The following is a 16,066-nucleotide window of genomic DNA, read 5'->3' as shown; positions in this document are numbered from 1 at the left end:
GCGCACCGGGGGTCCGGGGGCGGAGCCCCCGAGCAGTGACGATGGGGGTGGGTAGGGGCGGCGGGGGCGAAAAAGCCCCTGCCGCCCCTACCCACCACCCGTCAGGATGAAGCCGGCGGATACAGCGCGCGCGGCAGCTGGGATGCCGCGGCCGCGTCCAGCAGCCACAGGGTGCGCGACCGGCCGTAGGCCCCGGCGGCCGGCGCCTGGATCTCCCCCGCTCCGGACAGCGCGATCGCCGCGGCCTCCGCCTTGTCCTCACCCGCCGCGAGCAGCCACACCTCACGAGCCGCCCGGATCGCGGGCAGGGTGAGCGTGACCCGCGTCGGCGGCGGCTTCGGCGCACCGTGCACACCCACCACCGACCGTTCCGTCTCGCGGACCGCAGGCAGCTCCGGGAAGAGCGACGCCACATGCGTGTCCGGCCCGACGCCCAGCATCAGCACGTCGAAGGACGGAACAGGGGCATGGTTCTCCGGCCCGGCGGCCGCGGCCAGCTCGGCCGCGTAGGCCTCCGCCGCCGTGTCCGCGTTCGCGCCGTGCGGACCGTCCGACGCGGGCATGGCGTGCACGCGCTTCGGATCCAGCGGCACCGAGTCGAGGAGCGCCTCGCGGGCCTGGGTGATGTTCCGCTCGGGGTCGCCCTCGGGCAGGAACCGCTCGTCGCCCCACCACAGGTCGAGACGGCCCCAGTCGACGGCGTCCCGGGCGGGCGCCGCCGCGAGCGCCGCCAGCAGGCCGTTGCCGTTGCGGCCACCGGTCAGCACGATCGAGGCGTAACCGCGGGACGCCTGCGCGTCCACGACCTTGGTGATGAGCCGGGCCGCGGCGGCCTGAGCCATCAGTTCCTTGTCGCGGTGGACGACCAGCTGGGGAGTGCTCACTGCGGGTCCGCCTTCTTGACCGGGGGCATCTGGGCGGGAGTGGGACGCGCCGGGTCGCCGTCGCCCGCCGCGGAGGCGGACGCCGGAGCCGACACGGAATTCCCGGCCGGAGCCGACGCGGAATCCCCGGCCGGAGCCTGCGCGGAACTCTCGGCCGGGGCCGCGGCGTCCTGCACCGGCCGGACCGGGAGCGACCCCGGGGTCCAGGTGGACGCCTCGGCCCGCTGGGAAGCCGACTGGATCCCGCCCAGCCGGTCCACCCCGAACCGCAGCGCGGACGCGTACGTGTCGTCCGGGTCGAGCCTGCGCAGCTCCTCCGCGAGCAGCTCGGACGTCTCGCGGCGCTTGAGCGCCACCGCGCGGTCCGGCTGTCCCGGCAGTGCCAGCGTGGCCATCGCCCCGTCCGACCGGTGCAGCGTGATGGGGCCACCCGTCGTCTCCAGCCGCACCTGGGTCAGGCCGGGACCGGCGGAGACGGCACGTCGGACGTGCACGTGAAGACGGTCGGCGAGCCACATGGCGAGCAGTTCGACGCTCGGGTTGGCCTCCTCGCCCGCCACCTCGACGGAGACGACCTCGGAGTCGACCTGGTCGAGGGCGGCGGCCAGCATCGAACGCCACGGAGTGACCCGGGCCCATGCCAGGTCGGTGTCGCCCGGTTCGTAGCTCTCGGCCCGGGCCCGCAGTTCCCCGACGGGCTTCTCCGCCGCGTAGCTGTCGGTGACCCGGCGCTGGCCCAGGGCGCCCAGCGGGTCGCCCGCCGGATCGCGGGGTGCGTCCACCGACCACCAGACGACCACCGGGGCGTCCGGCAGCAGCAGGGGCAGGACGACGGACTGCGCGTGGTCCGACACCTCGCCGTACAGCCGCAGGATCACCGTCTCACCGGTGCCCGCGTCCGCGCCGACCCGTACCTCGGCGTCCAGTCGCGACTTCGTGCGGTCGCGGGGTGAGCGCGAGACGCGCTTGATGACGACGAGGGTGCGCGAGGGGTGTTCGAGCGAGGCGTCGTCGGCGGCCTTCAGGGCGTCGTAGGCGTTCTCCTCGTCGGTGACGATGACGAGGGTGAGAACCATGCCGACGGCGGGGGTGCCGATGGCCCGGCGGCCCTTCACCAGCCCCTTGTTGATCTTGCTGGCCGTGGTGTCCGTGAGATCTATCTTCATGGCCGCCGCCAGCTCCGTCCGTCTCGCTCGAGCATTTCGTCGGCCTCGACCGGCCCCCACGTGCCCGACGGGTACTGAGCGGGCTTGCCGTGCTTGTCCCAGTACTCCTCGATCGGGTCGAGGATCTTCCAGGACAGCTCGACCTCCTCGGTACGCGGGAAGAGGTTCGAGTCGCCCAGCAGGACGTCGAGGATGAGCCGCTCGTACGCTTCGGGGCTGGACTCCGTGAACGACTCGCCGTACGCGAAGTCCATCGAGACGTCCCGGATCTCCATGGAGGTGCCGGGCACCTTGGAGCCGAAGCGGACCGTGATGCCCTCGTCGGGCTGGACGCGGAAGACGATCGCGTTCTGGCCCAGCTCCTCCGTCGCCGTGTGGTCGAACGGGGAGTGCGGGGCGCGCTGGAAGACGACTGCGATCTCGGTGACGCGGCGGCCCAGGCGCTTGCCGGTGCGCAGGTAGAAGGGGACGCCCGCCCAGCGGCGGTTGTCCACCTCCACCTTGATCGCCGCGTAGGTGTCGGTCTTCGACCTGGGGTCGATACCGTCCTCCTGGAGGTAGCCGACGGCCTTCTCGCCGCCCTGCCAGCCCTCGGCGTACTGCCCGCGGACCGTGCTCTCGCCCAGGTCCGCGGGCAGCCTGACCGCACCGAGCACCTTGGTCTTCTCGGCGGCGAGCGCGTCCGCGTCGAAGGAGGCGGGCTCCTCCATGGCCGTGAGGGCCATCAGCTGGAGCAGGTGGTTCTGGATGACGTCACGGGCGGCGCCGATGCCGTCGTAGTAGCCGGCGCGGCCGCCGATGCCGATGTCCTCGGCCATCGTGATCTGTACGTGGTCGACGTACGACCGGTTCCAGATCGGCTCGAACATCTGGTTGGCGAAGCGCAGCGCCAGGATGTTCTGGACCGTCTCCTTGCCCAGGTAGTGGTCGATGCGGAAGACCTGGTCCGGGGCGAAGACCTCCTCGACGGTGGTGTTGAGGTCCTCGGCCGACTTGAGGTCGTGGCCGAAGGGCTTCTCGATGACCGCGCGCCGCCAGGAGCCGCTCGACTGGTCGGCGAGACCGTGCTTCTTCAGCTGCCGGATGACCACCGGGAACGCGGACGGCGGCACGGAGAGGTAGAAGGCGAAGTTGCCGCCCGTACCCTGCGCCTTGTCCAGCTCCCCGATCGTGTCGCGCAGCCGCTCGAACGAGTCGTCGTCGTCGAAGGTGCCCTGGACGAAGCGCATCCCCTGGACGAGCTGCTGCCAGACCTCCTCGCGGAACGGCGTACGGGCATGTTCCTTGACGGAGTCGTGGACCTCCTGGGCGAAGTCCTCGTTCGCCCACTCGCGGCGCGCGAAGCCGACGAGTGAGAAGCCCGGCGGCAGCAGGCCGCGGTTGGCAAGGTCATAAACAGCAGGCATGAGCTTTTTACGGGACAAATCGCCCGTGACCCCGAAGATGACGAGGCCCGACGGCCCCGCGATACGCGGGAGCCGTCGGTCCGCCGGGTCACGCAGCGGATTGCTGCTTGACAAGATTTCAGCCCTCCGAGGGGGCGAGGCGCTGGAGCTCCGCCTCGGTCGACTTGAGCAGGTCGGTCCAGGACGCCTCGAACTTGTCGATGCCCTCGTCCTCCAGCAGCTGGACCACCTCGTCGTACGAGATCCCGAGCTTCTCGACCGCGTCGATCTCGGCGCGGGCCTGCTCGTACGTACCGGCGACGGTGTTGCCGGTGATCTTCCCGTGGTCCTCGGCGGCGAACAGGGTCGCCTCCGGCATGGTGTTCACCGTGTTCGGCGCGACCAGGTCGTCGACGTACAGGGTGTCCTTGTAGGCCGGGTCCTTGACGCCGGTGGAGGCCCACAGCGGGCGCTGCTTGTTGGCCTGCACCTTGTCCAGGGCGGCCCAGCGGTCCGAGGAGAAGACCTCCTCGTACGCCTCGTAGGCGAGGCGGGCGTTGGCGAGGCCCACCTTGCCGCGGGCGGCCTTGGCCTCGGCGGTGTCCAGGGCGTCCAGCCGCTTGTCGATCTCGGTGTCCACGCGGGACACGAAGAAGGACGCCACAGAGTGGATCTTGGAGAGGTCGAGGCCGGCGGCCTTGGCCTTCTCCAGGCCCGAGACGTAGGCGTCCATGACCTCGCGGTAGCGCTCCAGCGAGAAGATCAGCGTGACGTTGACGCTGATGCCCCGCGCGATCGTCTCGGTGATCGCGGGCAGGCCCGCCCTGGTCGCCGGGATCTTGATGAGCGTGTTCGGACGGTCGACGAGCCAGGCGAGCTGCTTGGCCTCGGCGACGGTCGACTTGGTGTTGTGCGCCAGGCGCGGGTCGACCTCGATCGAGACCCGGCCGTCCTGGCCCTGCGTCGCGTCGAAGACCGGACGCAGGATGTCGGCGGCGTCACGGACGTCCGCCGTCGTGATCATGCGGATGGCCTCTTCGACGGTGACCTTGCGGGCGGCGAGGTCCGACAGCTGCTGGTCGTAGCCGTCGCCCTGCGAGATCGCCTTCTGGAAGATCGACGGGTTGGTGGTGACGCCCACGACGTGCTGCTGGTCGATCAGTTCGGCGAGGTTGCCGGACGTGATCCGCTTGCGCGACAGGTCGTCCAGCCAGATCGCGACGCCTTCCTCGGAGAGGCGCTTCAGTGCGTCTGTCATGGAAAATGCATCTCCTACGTGTTGTATGTCAGCGTCAGCGCTGGGCTGCGGCGATCGATTCCCGCGCTGTGGCGGCCACGTTCTCGGCAGTGAAACCGAACTCCTGGAAGAGGACCTTGCCGTCGGCCGAAGCACCGAAGTGCTCCAGGGAGACGATGCGCCCCGCGTCCCCGACGAAGCGGTGCCAGGTCAGACCGATACCGGCCTCGACCGCGACACGCGCCCTGACGGACGGGGGAAGCACCGAGTCCCGGTACCCCTGGTCCTGCTCGTCGAACCACTCCACGCACGGCACGGACACGACCCGGGTCGGGGTGCCCGCCGCCTGGAGCTGCTCACGTGCCTCGACGGCCACGTGCACCTCGGAACCGGTGGCGATGAGGATGACCTCGGGCTCGGCGCTCCGGCCGTCGGCACCTTCCGCCTCGAAGAGCACGTACGCGCCCTTGGCCGTGTCCTCATTGGCCTCGTACGTGGGAACGCCCTGGCGGGTCAGCGCGAGACCGTGCGGGTTTCCCTTGCCGAAGACCTTGTTGTAGCGGCGCAGGATCTCGCGCCACACGATCGCGGTCTCGTTGGCGTCGGCCGGGCGTACGACGTTCAGCCCGGGGATGGCGCGCAGCGAGGCCAGGTGCTCGACCGGCTGGTGGGTCGGGCCGTCCTCGCCGAGCCCGACGGAGTCGTGCGTCCACACGTACGTCACCGGCAGGTGCATCAGCGCCGACAGGCGGACGGCGTTGCGCATGTAGTCGGAGAACACCAGGAAGGTGCCGCCGTAGATGCGCGTGTTGCCGTGCAGCGCGATGCCGTTCATCTCCGCGGCCATGGAGTGCTCGCGGATACCGAAGTGGATCGTGCGGCCGTACGGGTCCGCCTCCGGCAGCGGGTTGTCCGCCGGGAGGAACGAACTCGTCTTGTCGATGGTCGTGTTGTTCGAGCCTGCGAGGTCGGCGGAGCCGCCCCACAGCTCGGGGATGACCGCGCCGAGTGCCTGGAGGACCTTGCCGGACGCGGCACGCGTGGCGACGCCCTTGCCGGTCTCGAAGACCGGGAGCTTCTCCTCCCAGCCGGCCGGCAGCTCGGTCGCGGCGATGCGGTCGAACTCGGCGGCGCGCTCCGGGGCGGCGGTCCGCCACGCGGCGAAGCCCTTCTCCCACTCGGCCTTGGCCTCGCGGCCGCGGTCGAGCGCCTGGCGCGCGTGCGCCAGCACCTCGTCGGCGACCTCGAAGGACTTCTCCGGGTCGAAGCCGAGGACGCGCTTGGTGGCCGCGACCTCGTCGTCGCCGAGCGCCGAGCCGTGCGCGGCCTCGGTGTTCTGCGCGTTCGGGGCGGGCCAGGCGATGATCGAGCGCATCGCGATGAACGACGGCTTGTCCGTGACCGCCTTCGCGGCCTCGATCGCCGCGTACAGGGCGGCCGGGTCGAGGTCGCCGTTCTCGTGGGGCTCCACGCGCTGCACGTGCCAGCCGTACGCCTCGTACCGCTTGGCGGTGTCCTCGGAGACGGCCGTCTCGGTGTCGCCCTCGATCGAGATGTGGTTGTCGTCCCACAGCAGGACCAGGTTGCCGAGCTTCTGGTGGCCCGCCATCGAGGACGCCTCGCCGGAGATGCCCTCCTGGAGACAGCCGTCACCGGCGATCGCGAAGACGAAGTGGTCGAACGGGGAGGTGCCGGGGGCCGCCTCCGGGTCGAAGAGGCCGCGCTCGTAGCGGGCGGCCATCGCCATGCCCACCGCGTTGGCGACACCCTGGCCGAGCGGCCCGGTCGTCGTCTCCACGCCGCGGGTGTGCCCGTACTCGGGGTGCCCCGGAGTCTTCGAGCCCCACGTCCTGAAGGATTTGAGGTCGTCCAGCTCCAGGCCGAAGCCGGCCAGGTACAGCTGGGTGTAGAGAGTCAGGGACGAATGGCCCGCGGACAGCACGAAGCGGTCGCGCCCGGTCCAGTCGGGGTCCGCCGGGTCATGCCGCATCACCTTCTGGAAGAGGGTGTACGCGGCGGGTGCCAGACTCATCGCCGTACCCGGATGGCCGTTGCCGACCTTCTGTACGGCGTCGGCGGCCAGGATGCGGGCGGTATCCACGGCCCGCTGGTCCAGTTCGGTCCACTCGAGGTCTGTTGTGGTCGGCTTGGTGCTCACCCTGGGTCAGGGCTCCTCTCCACATGGTGCACATGTCGAATGCCGGTGCACGTGGCGCCCACCGGCTCGCTGTCGAGCCTACCCCCGTGACAACGCGCAATCTTTCGAGTCATTCCAGACTGCCGGGACTTACCCTCTTCCGCCTCCCGACCGGCGGGTTCCGTATTCGGCAAGTGAATACGGAGCCGCTCATGCGCCTGCTCAATCCGACGCCGATCAGTCCTTCGCGGGACCCTTCCAACACGACCCGACCCCCACGAAGGCCGGGGTCTGGGCAACGTCTACAGTGGCGTGGTACGCGCGAGCCTTTACCGGGAGTTCACACTCGGGGCTCGCTGGGAAGTCTCTGTCAGGGGTGTGCGTGACGGCCGTTGAATCCCGTCCAGCGGGACTGCTCGGAGGGACGAGCCAGGGCAGAAAACACCGGCCGTTCGGGGCCCGGGTCAAGGCGTTCGTCGCTCTCACCAAGCCGCGGATCATCGAACTGCTGCTGATCACCACGGTGCCGGTGATGTTTCTGGCACAGCAGGGTGTGCCCGACCTGAAGCTGGTGCTCCTCACCTGCCTCGGCGGTTACCTCTCCGCCGGCGGCGCCAACGCACTGAACATGTACATCGACCGCGACATCGACGCGCTCATGGAACGTACGGCGCAGCGCCCGCTGGTCACCGGAATGGTGAGCCCGCGCGAGTGCCTCGCCTTCGGCATCACACTCGGCGTGGTCTCCACACTCCTGTTCGGGCTGGCCGTCAACTGGCTGTCCGCCTGGCTGTCGCTGGGAGCCCTGCTCTTCTACGTCGTCGTCTACACGATGATCCTCAAACGGCGTACGTCGCAGAACATCGTGTGGGGCGGTATCGCAGGCTGTCTGCCCGTCCTCATCGGCTGGTCCGCCGTCACCAACTCCATGTCGTGGGCCCCGATCATCCTTTTCCTCGTCATGTTCTTCTGGACGCCGCCGCACTACTGGCCGCTCTCCATGAAGGTGCGGGAGGACTACGCGCGCGTGGGTGTGCCGATGCTGCCGGTCGTCGCTTCCAACAAGGTCGTCGCGCGGCAGATCGTCCTCTACAGCTGGGCCATGGTCGCCGTCTCCCTGCTTCTGACGCCGCTCGGCTACACGGGCTGGTTCTACACCGTCGTGGCCCTGGTGACCGGAGGGTTCTGGCTCTGGGAGGCGCACGGGTTGCAGTCCCGTGCGAAGGGGGGCGCCGTGGGTGCCAAGCTGAAGGAGATGCGGCTGTTCCACTGGTCGATCACGTATGTGTCGCTGCTGTTCGTGGCGGTGGCCGTGGACCCGTTCCTGCGCTGACGCGCTGGCGCGCTGCTTCGGGGCTTGCTGGGGTGCGTTGCCGGGTGCCGGTCCGTCGTGGCTGGTCGCGCAGTTCCCCGCGCCCCTGAAAGATTGCGCCGTTCCCCGCGCCCCCAGAAGCAAAGACTGCGCCGTTTCCCGCGGCCCTGATGGGGCCCTTGGTCCGGCGGGGTTCGTGGGGAAGGCCACTCGGCCTCGGCGTCGCCTGGTGATCTACCCGTCGGTAGCATCTGGGCATGGCAGATATCCAGCAGGTTGACGAGGGTGCGGGCCCCGAGCGGGACGCCAAGGGTGCGCGGCGTACGGCGAAGCTCGCCCAGCAGATCTCCTCCTTCGCGCAGGCCCATGGTGGCGCCGAGGGACAGATCGCGTATCTCGGGCAGAAGGGCGCCCGGATCGTCCTCGTGGGGGAGGACGGCGAGTGGGGCGACCTGGTGGCCCCCACCCATGCCGTCGCCGAACAGGCCGTGAAGCAGTCCGGCATCACCGTCCACGAGGACTTCGACGCCGAGTTCGCGAACAAGGTCAGGACGGGCCCGTACGAGTGGACCCGCATGGCCGGCATCCAGGTAGGCGGCCCCCGCAACACCTGACCCGCGGCCCCGAAGAGGCAACCCGTACCCACACCCACACCTGAGACCCACCTCACCCGTTAAGCCCTGCACATGGCAGAGCCCACTCGTGGGGAGTCCGGATGATCGAAACGCCGTCGCTGGTGGACCAGTACTGCCACGGCGTGCTGAGGGCGGAGCTGGGCCTCGGCACCTTCGAGGCCCACCTGGCCAGGGGCGAGGGGTTGCCCGCCGCCGGCACCACGTTCTTCGACACGCAGACCGGTTTCGCCGTACGCCGCTGGTGCCCCCCACTGCTGGGTCTGGAACCGCACTGTCCGCCCGCCCACTACCTGGCGCGACGCCGGGAGCTCGGCGTCCTGGAATCGGGGCGCAAGCTGCTGCGGGGGAGCGGCATCACGACGTATCTGGTCGACACCGGGCTGCCGGGCGACCTCACAGGACCCGGCGAGATGGCCTCCACGGGGGCCGCCGACGCCCACGAGATCGTCCGTCTCGAACTGCTCGCCGAGCAGGTCGCCGACACCTCCGGCACCGTCGAGTCGTTTCTCGCCAACCTCGCCGAGTCGGTGCACGGGGCGGCCGCGAACGCCGTGGCCTTCACCTCGGTGGCGGGCGTACGGCACGGACTGGCGCTCGCGCCCGAACCGCCCGGACCAGGAGAGGTGCGGGGCGCGGCGGGGCGGTGGCTGACAGGCCGCCGGGTGGGCGGCGCCCTGAGCGATCCGGTCCTGCTCAGGCACCTGCTGTGGATCGCGGTCGCCTCCGGCCGGCCGCTCCAGCTGCACGCCGGCCTCGGCGAGCCCGGACAGCGCATCGACCGCACCGACCCCGTCCTGCTCACCGACTTCGCCCGTGCCACGGCCGGCCTCGGCACCGACCTGGTGCTGCTGCACGGCTACCCGTACCACCGGCACGCGGCGCATCTCTCGGGGGTGTTCCCGCATGTGTACGCCGACCTCGGCGCGGCGCTCGTGCGCACCGGTGCGCGGGCCGCGGCCGTCCTCTCGGAGATTCTGGAACTCGCCCCCTTCGGCAAGCTTCTCTTCTCCAGCGGGGCACATGGACTGCCCGAACTCCATGTGGTCGGAGCGTGTCTCTTCCGCGAGGCGCTCGCACGGGTGCTCGGTACCTGGGTGGCCGAGGGCGCCTGGGCCCTGGCCGACGCGCAGCGCGTGGCGGGGCTGATCGCGGCGGGCAACGCGCAGCGGGTGTACGGAGTGAAGTGAGTTGCGGAGACTGTGCGCATGACGCACAGCGGCGCCACCGACCTGCTCCTCGACCGCTTCCGTGCCGAACTGCGCGACCTCGCCCCCGTGGCCGTATGGGCACACGGCTCGCTCGGCGGGGGCGACTACCAGGAGGGCCGCAGCGACCTGGACCTGATCGTGGTCCTGGCCGGCCCGATCACGGCGAGAACCGTCTGGCGGGTGGCCCGGCTGCACGCCCGCCTGCGTAACGAGCCGCTCGTGGCCAAGCTGCACTGCAGCTGTCTGACGCCCGGCACGGCGGCCGACGCGGAGCGGTGGCACCTCACCTGGGCGCACCAGCAGCTCTTCAAACGGCCGGTCACGCCGGTGACCCGGCGTGAACTGCACACCTTCGGGCTGGTCCTGTCGGGGGCGGGGCCCCAGGGCCTGCTGCCACCGGTGACGGACGCGGAACTCGCCGCGTTCGTCGTGCGGGATCAGCGGGACTTCTGGCGCCGCGAGGTGAACCGGGTCGGCAACTGGACGCAGGACGCCTGGGTGGACGTCGGGCTGACCACCCACGCCCGTGCCGCGGTCACCCTCAAGGACGGGCGGCTGATCACCAAGCAGGAGGCGCTCGACCTGCTGCCCGGTCTGGGCGCGCCCGTCGAGGTGGTCACCGACATCAGGAGGCGGCGCTACCGGCAACTGGGGGAGCCGGCGCCGGGCCTGGAGTGGGTGGCCCGCAGGGCGGAGCTGACCCGGGACTACCTCGGACCGGCGATCGACCGTCTCGTGGCCGCGTACGAGTGATCGGTTACGAGACGATCGACCGACGACCCGGCCGAACGAAGCGACGACCAGACGCCCTCGCGCAGAGAGGGCGCGGAGAGGGCTTCAGACCCCGGCGCGGACCGCTGATCCGGTCTGTGTGGGGCCCGGCACCACGGGTTCGGTCTCCGGCCGCTCCCGCAGGGCCAGCAGCACTCGGAGCGTGGCGATCCACACCAGGCAGGAGCCGAACATGTGGAGGCCGACCAGAACCTCCGGCAGATCCGTGAAGTACTGGACGTAGCCGATGGCGCCCTGCGCGAGGAGCACCAGGAAGAGGTCGCGGGTGCGGTGCAGGGGGCCCTTGGGGGCGTCGACGGCCTTCAGGACGAACCACAGGGCGAAGGCCAGCGTCACCACGATCCAGGCCAGAACGGCATGCAGCTTGGTGACGTTCTCCCAGTTCAGCGGGATGCGCTCGACCTCGCTCGAGTCGCCGGCGTGCGGACCCGCGCCGGTGACGACCGTGCCCACCGCGATCAGCAGGACGGTGACGGCGACCAGGATCCACGCCATCTGCCGCACCGGCCCGCCGACCAGCGGACGCGGCGCGTCGTCACCCTCACGGGTGCGCTGCCACATCACCGTGGCGACGGCGATCAGGGCGGTGGAGAGGAGGAAGTGGGCGGCGACCGTGTACGGGTTCAGACCCACCAGGACGACGACGCCGCCGAGGACCGCGTTGCCCATGACGACCCAGAACTGCGTCCAGCCGAGCCGGGTGAGACTGCGGCGGTACGGCTTCTGTGAGCGCGCGGTGATGATCGCCCAGCCGACCGCGGCGCACAGGACGTACGTCAGCATGCGGTTGCCGAACTCGATGACGCCGTGCACGCCCATCTCGCTCGTGGTGGTGAGCGAGGTGTCGGTGCACTTGGGCCAGGTCGGGCAGCCGAGGCCCGAGCCGGTCAGCCGGACCGCACCACCGGTGACCACGATCAGTACGGCCATGACGAGCGCGATGAGAGCGGCGCGCCGGACCGTCCGGGGCGACGGGGTCCAGCGCCCGGCGATGAAGGCGAGTGGGTTGCGCACGGCTTGAGCGGCGTCCGCTCGGGTCACGTTGGGCACGCGCTCCATCGTAGGGGGCCGCTTGTGCACGCTTTCACGAACCCCCTCCCCGCCACCGCGTGCCATCGAGCCGTCGCTCCCCGTCGCGCTGTCGCCCATGATCGTGCCGTCACTCCCAGCGGAAGAACCTGCCGGCGGCGGCGAGGCCCACGATCGCCCACACGGCCAGGATCCCGAGGTCGCCCCAGGGCATCCCGGCCCCGTGCTGGAGCACGTCCCGCAGCCCGTCCGAGAGGGCCGAGATCGGCAGCAGGCCGAGGACGTCCTGCGCCGCCTGCGGGAACTTGTCCAGCGGGACGATCACGCCACCGCCGACGAGCAGCAGCAGGAAGACCAGGTTCGCGGCGGCCAGCGTGGCCTCCGCCTTCAGCGTCCCCGCCATGAGGAGGCCGAGGCCGGAGAACGCGGCGGTGCCCAGGACCAGCAGGAGCAGCACGGCGAAGGGGTTGCCCCCGGGCGACCAGCCGAGGGCGAGGGCGATCACCGTCACGAGGATCACCTGGAGGACCTCCGTGACCAGCACGGACAGGGTCTTGGCCGTCATCAGCCCCCAGCGGGGCAGCGGCGAGACCGCGAGCCGCTTCAGCACGCCGTACCGCCGCTCGAAGCCCGTCGCGATCGCCTGGCCGGTGAACGCCGTCGACATCACGGCCAGCGCGAGGATGCCCGGTGTCAGGAAGTCGACCGCCTCGCCCTCGCCCGTGTCGACGATGTCCACCGCGCTGAACAGCACGAGCAGCAGCGTCGGGATGACGACCGTCAGCAGCAGCTGCTCGCCGTTGCGCAGCAGCATCCTCGTCTCCAGCGCCGCCTGCGCCGCGATCATGCGGGGCAGCGGGGCCGCTCCGGGCCTCGGCGCGTAGGCGCCCCCGCCGGTGGTCCGGGCGTCCGTTCCCGTCGTTCCCGCGCTCATCCGCGCAGCTCCTTACCGGTGAGCTCCAAGAAGACGTCCTCCAGAGTGTGCCGCTCCACCGAGATCTTCTCCGGCATCACCCCGTGCTGGGCGCACCAGGTGGTGACGGTCGCGAGCAGCTGCGGGTCGATCTTGCCGCCCACCCGGTACGAGCCAGGCGTCAGCTCGGCCGCCGTGGAGTCCGCGGGGAGGGCCTTGAGGAGGGCGGTCACGTCCAGGCCGGGGCGGCCGCTGAACCGCAGGGTGTTCTCGGCGCCCCCGCGGCACAGCTCCTCGGGGGAACCCTGGGCGATGACCCGGCCCGCGTCGATGATCGCCACGTCGTCGGAGAGCTGCTCGGCCTCGTCCATGTGGTGCGTGGTCAGGATGACCGAGACACCGTCGGCGCGCAGATCGCGTACGAGCTCCCAGGTGGCCCGGCGGGCCTGTGGGTCCAGGCCCGCGGTCGGCTCGTCCAGGAAGACCAGCTCGGGGCGGCCGACGACCGCCATGGCGAGCGCGAGGCGCTGCTGCTGGCCTCCCGACAGCCGCCGGTACGTCGTCCGGCTGCAGCTGCCGAGACCCAGGCGTTCGGTCAGCGCGTCCACGTCCAGCGGATGCGCGTGCAGCGCGGCCACATGCCGGAGCATCTCGTCGGCGCGTGCGCCGGAGTAGACGCCGCCGGACTGGAGCATCACGCCGATACGGGGGCGCAGGGCGGCGCTGTCGCGCACCGGGTCGAGGCCCAGTACCCGGACGGTTCCGGAGTCCGGTCTCCGGTATCCCTCGCAGCTCTCGACGGTGGTCGTCTTGCCCGCGCCGTTGGGTCCGAGGACGGCGGTGATGCCCGCCCGGGCCACCAGATCCAGGCCGTCCACCGCGGTTTTCCTGCCGTACCGCTTCACCAGGCCGCTGACCTGGACGACGGGGTCACTTCGCATGGACGCCAAGTCTAGGGACGGCCGGGCGGGTGCCGGTGGGCGGGTGGGCGCACGCCGGGCGCGCGCACCGGATCGGTCGATCAAAGATCATTCCCGCAGGTCAGATTTAGGTTTACCTAAGTGATGCACCGCACCTCGCCTGGCGTGGACACGGCTTGGCAGTCTCTGAGGAATTACGCAACAATGGCGTTGTGAAAAACGTTGGCGAGGCTCGGGAGACCCCCACGGGGGCCCCGCAGGAGGAACTCGTGACCGGGGAGCGCTCCACGCGCAACCGGGTCGCGCGATCCGTCCTGGACCACGGCCCGTCGACCGTGGCCGACCTCGCCGGACGGCTGGGCCTGACCCATGCGGCCGTCCGCCGGCACCTTGACGCTCTTGTCTCCGACGACGTCGTGGAGGCCCGCGAACAGCGGATCTACGGCGCCCGTACGCGCGGACGGCCCGCCAAGGTGTTCGCCCTGACCGACTGCGGCCGGGACGCCTTCGACCAGTCCTACGACAAGCTCGCCGCGGACGCCCTGCGCTGGATCACGGAGCGGGAGGGCGGGGAGGACGCCCTCGTCGCCTTCGCCCGCGCCAGGATGGCCGCTCAGGCCGGGGCGTACCGCGAGGCGGTCGAGTCCGCCGCTCCCGAAAAACGGGCCGAAGCGCTGGCCAAAGCCTTGAGCGCGGACGGGTACGCTGCTACAGCGCGCAGCGCACCGGTCGGCGAGCAGCTCTGCCAGCACCACTGCCCGGTCGCCCATGTCGCCGAGCAGTTTCCGCAGCTGTGCGAGGCGGAGACCGAGTTCTTCTCCCAGCTGCTGGGTACCCACGTGCAGCGGCTGGCGACCATCGCCCACGGCGACGGTGTCTGCACGACGTTCATCCCCAAGATTTCCAAGGCCCCAAAGGCTTCAAAGACTCCAAAGATTTCACCGTCTTCCAAGACCACTGATAACGCATCCGCACGTACCGCCGGGAGGAACCCCGCATGACGCTCCCCATCGAGGAGACCACCCACCCCGAGCTTGAGGGTCTGGGCACCTACGAATACGGCTGGGCCGACTCCGACGTGGCTGGTGCCTCTGCCAAGCGCGGTATCAACGAGAACGTCGTCCGGGACATCTCCGCGAAGAAGAGCGAGCCGGAGTGGATGACCAAGCTCCGGCTCAAGGGCCTGCGCCTGTTCGACAAGAAGCCCATGCCGAACTGGGGTTCCGACCTCTCGGGCATCGACTTCGACAACATCAAGTACTTCGTGCGCTCCACGGAGAAGCAGGCCCAGTCCTGGGAGGACCTGCCCGAGGACATCAAGAGCACGTACGACAGGCTCGGCATCCCCGAGGCGGAGAAGCAGCGCCTCGTCGCCGGTGTCGCGGCCCAGTACGAGTCCGAGGTCGTCTACCACCAGATCAACGAGGAGCTCGAGGCGCAGGGTGTCATCTTCATGGACACCGACACGGCGCTGAAGGAGCACCCGGAGCTCTTCAAGGAGTACTTCGGCACCGTCATCCCGGTCGGCGACAACAAGTTCGCGTCGCTGAACTCCGCGGTGTGGTCCGGCGGCTCGTTCATCTACGTGCCGCCGGGCGTGCACGTCGAGATCCCGCTCCAGGCCTACTTCCGTATCAACACGGAGAACATGGGCCAGTTCGAGCGGACGCTGATCATCGTCGACGAGGACGCCTACGTCCACTACGTCGAGGGCTGCACGGCGCCGATCTACAAGTCGGACTCCCTGCACTCCGCGGTCGTCGAGATCATCGTGAAGAAGGGCGCCCGCTGCCGCTACACGACCATCCAGAACTGGTCGAACAACGTCTACAACCTGGTCACCAAGCGCGCCGTGGCGTACGAGGGCGCGACCATGGAGTGGGTCGACGGCAACATCGGCTCCAAGGTCACCATGAAGTACCCGGCTGTCTACCTCATGGGTGAGCACGCCAAGGGCGAGACCCTGTCGATCGCCTTCGCGGGCGAGGGCCAGCACCAGGACGCCGGCTCCAAGATGGTCCACATGGCGCCGAACACGTCCTCCAACATCGTGTCGAAGTCCGTGGCACGCGGTGGCGGCCGTACGTCCTACCGCGGTCTCGTCGAGATCGCCGAGGGCGCCCACGGATCGAAGTCGAACGTGCTGTGCGACGCGCTGCTCGTCGACACCATCTCCCGCTCGGACACGTACCCCTACGTGGACGTCCGTGAGGACGACGTGTCCATGGGCCACGAGGCGACGGTCTCCAAGGTCAGCGATGACCAGCTCTTCTACCTGATGAGCCGGGGCATGACCGAGTTCGAGGCGATGGCCATGATCGTGCGCGGCTTCGTAGAGCCCATCGCGAAGGAGCTGCCCATGGAGTACGCCCTGGAGCTCAACCGGCTGATCGAACTGCAGATGGAAGGCGCGGTCGGTTAAGACCCGCCTCCGAAGCAGTCGCCAGA

At 70.0% G+C, this 16,066-nt stretch carries 14 protein-coding genes; 6 read left to right on the top strand and 8 right to left on the bottom strand.

What is annotated here, in order from left to right; genetic code table 11:
- Positions 1 to 101: 101 nt before the first annotated feature.
- From pgl to tkt, 5 genes are read right to left on the bottom strand one after another with little or no spacing between them, the layout of a single operon-like run.
- The gene (pgl, locus tag AB0D14_RS36585; protein WP_362787430.1) at positions 102 to 884 is read right to left on the bottom strand and encodes a 6-phosphogluconolactonase; all 783 of its coding nucleotides are present in this window, start codon (positions 882 to 884) and stop codon (positions 102 to 104) included.
- A complete protein-coding gene (gene opcA, locus AB0D14_RS36580) occupies positions 881 to 2,050 on the bottom strand; it encodes a glucose-6-phosphate dehydrogenase assembly protein OpcA (RefSeq protein WP_362787429.1) in 1,170 nt (389 codons plus the stop codon). Before opcA ends, pgl begins: the two co-directional genes overlap by 4 nt.
- On the bottom strand, positions 2,047 to 3,570 hold the full coding sequence (zwf, locus tag AB0D14_RS36575) for a glucose-6-phosphate dehydrogenase (RefSeq protein ID WP_362787428.1): 1,524 nt from the start codon (positions 3,568 to 3,570) through the stop codon (positions 2,047 to 2,049). Before zwf ends, opcA begins: the two co-directional genes overlap by 4 nt.
- 4 nt (positions 3,571 to 3,574) lie before the next feature.
- Entirely contained in the window at positions 3,575 to 4,693 is a 1,119-nt protein-coding gene (tal, locus tag AB0D14_RS36570) for a transaldolase (protein WP_362787427.1), read from the bottom strand.
- Positions 4,694 to 4,727: 34 nt separating this feature from the next.
- The gene (tkt, locus tag AB0D14_RS36565) at positions 4,728 to 6,830 is read right to left on the bottom strand and encodes a transketolase (RefSeq protein WP_362787426.1); all 2,103 of its coding nucleotides are present in this window, start codon (positions 6,828 to 6,830) and stop codon (positions 4,728 to 4,730) included.
- 355 nt (positions 6,831 to 7,185) lie between these two features.
- Here tkt and AB0D14_RS36560 point away from each other — a divergent pair, with 355 nt between their 5' ends.
- The 4 genes from AB0D14_RS36560 to AB0D14_RS36545 all read left to right on the top strand — a co-directional run bounded on the left by AB0D14_RS36560 (position 7,186) and on the right by AB0D14_RS36545 (position 10,717).
- Positions 7,186 to 8,142, top strand: a complete 957-nt coding sequence (locus AB0D14_RS36560) for a heme o synthase (protein WP_362787425.1) — start codon at positions 7,186 to 7,188, stop codon at positions 8,140 to 8,142.
- Positions 8,143 to 8,378: 236 nt separating this feature from the next.
- On the top strand, positions 8,379 to 8,735 hold the full coding sequence (locus AB0D14_RS36555; protein ID WP_362787424.1) for a hypothetical protein: 357 nt from the start codon (positions 8,379 to 8,381) through the stop codon (positions 8,733 to 8,735).
- Between the two features lie 101 nt (positions 8,736 to 8,836).
- A complete protein-coding gene (locus tag AB0D14_RS36550; RefSeq protein WP_362787423.1) occupies positions 8,837 to 9,943 on the top strand; it encodes an amidohydrolase family protein in 1,107 nt (368 codons plus the stop codon).
- 18 nt (positions 9,944 to 9,961) lie between these two features.
- Positions 9,962 to 10,717: a nucleotidyltransferase domain-containing protein gene (locus tag AB0D14_RS36545; protein WP_362787422.1), complete on the top strand. Its 756-nt coding sequence runs from the start codon at positions 9,962 to 9,964 to the stop codon at positions 10,715 to 10,717.
- A gap of 84 nt (positions 10,718 to 10,801) precedes the next feature.
- Here AB0D14_RS36545 and AB0D14_RS36540 read toward each other — a convergent pair whose 3' ends face one another.
- From AB0D14_RS36540 to AB0D14_RS36530, 3 genes are all read right to left on the bottom strand, one after another.
- The gene (locus AB0D14_RS36540; protein ID WP_362787421.1) at positions 10,802 to 11,815 is read right to left on the bottom strand and encodes a COX15/CtaA family protein; all 1,014 of its coding nucleotides are present in this window, start codon (positions 11,813 to 11,815) and stop codon (positions 10,802 to 10,804) included.
- 100 nt (positions 11,816 to 11,915) lie between these two features.
- On the bottom strand, positions 11,916 to 12,719 hold the full coding sequence (locus AB0D14_RS36535) for an ABC transporter permease (protein ID WP_362787420.1): 804 nt from the start codon (positions 12,717 to 12,719) through the stop codon (positions 11,916 to 11,918).
- Positions 12,716 to 13,639, bottom strand: coding sequence for an ABC transporter ATP-binding protein (locus AB0D14_RS36530; protein WP_362787419.1), 924 nt, complete (start codon positions 13,637 to 13,639; stop codon positions 12,716 to 12,718). The genes AB0D14_RS36535 and AB0D14_RS36530 overlap by 4 nt, the downstream gene beginning before the upstream one ends.
- A 191-nt stretch (positions 13,640 to 13,830) precedes the next feature.
- Here AB0D14_RS36530 and AB0D14_RS36525 point away from each other — a divergent pair, with 191 nt between their 5' ends.
- Together AB0D14_RS36525 and sufB are read left to right on the top strand one after the other, a co-directional pair.
- Complete coding sequence (locus AB0D14_RS36525; protein ID WP_362787418.1) at positions 13,831 to 14,619, top strand: metalloregulator ArsR/SmtB family transcription factor; 789 nt, start codon at positions 13,831 to 13,833, stop codon at positions 14,617 to 14,619.
- Positions 14,616 to 16,040: a Fe-S cluster assembly protein SufB gene (gene sufB / locus AB0D14_RS36520; RefSeq protein ID WP_362787417.1), complete on the top strand. Its 1,425-nt coding sequence runs from the start codon at positions 14,616 to 14,618 to the stop codon at positions 16,038 to 16,040. Before AB0D14_RS36525 ends, sufB begins: the two co-directional genes overlap by 4 nt.
- The last annotated feature ends 26 nt before the right edge of the window (positions 16,041 to 16,066 follow it).

Source organism: Streptomyces sp. NPDC048484, from assembly GCF_040651415.1.
Lineage (GTDB): Bacteria > Actinomycetota > Actinomycetes > Streptomycetales > Streptomycetaceae > Streptomyces.
Note: the sequence above shows the minus strand (reverse complement) of the source record. Positions and strands in the feature narration are given on the sequence as shown.

Excerpts from the sequence above, each read along its gene's own strand:
- opcA (WP_362787429.1), bottom strand. The coding sequence starts at position 2,050 with ATGAAGATAGATCTCACGGACACCACGGCCAGCAAGATCAACAAGGGG.
- tal (WP_362787427.1), bottom strand. The coding sequence starts at position 4,693 with ATGACAGACGCACTGAAGCGCCTCTCCGAGGAAGGCGTCGCGATCTGG.
- AB0D14_RS36555 (WP_362787424.1), top strand. The coding sequence starts at position 8,379 with ATGGCAGATATCCAGCAGGTTGACGAGGGTGCGGGCCCCGAGCGGGAC.
- AB0D14_RS36550 (WP_362787423.1), top strand. The coding sequence starts at position 8,837 with ATGATCGAAACGCCGTCGCTGGTGGACCAGTACTGCCACGGCGTGCTG.
- AB0D14_RS36545 (WP_362787422.1), top strand. The coding sequence starts at position 9,962 with ATGACGCACAGCGGCGCCACCGACCTGCTCCTCGACCGCTTCCGTGCC.
- AB0D14_RS36540 (WP_362787421.1), bottom strand. The coding sequence starts at position 11,815 with ATGGAGCGCGTGCCCAACGTGACCCGAGCGGACGCCGCTCAAGCCGTG.
- AB0D14_RS36535 (WP_362787420.1), bottom strand. The coding sequence starts at position 12,719 with ATGAGCGCGGGAACGACGGGAACGGACGCCCGGACCACCGGCGGGGGC.
- AB0D14_RS36530 (WP_362787419.1), bottom strand. The coding sequence starts at position 13,639 with ATGCGAAGTGACCCCGTCGTCCAGGTCAGCGGCCTGGTGAAGCGGTAC.
- sufB (WP_362787417.1), top strand. The coding sequence starts at position 14,616 with ATGACGCTCCCCATCGAGGAGACCACCCACCCCGAGCTTGAGGGTCTG.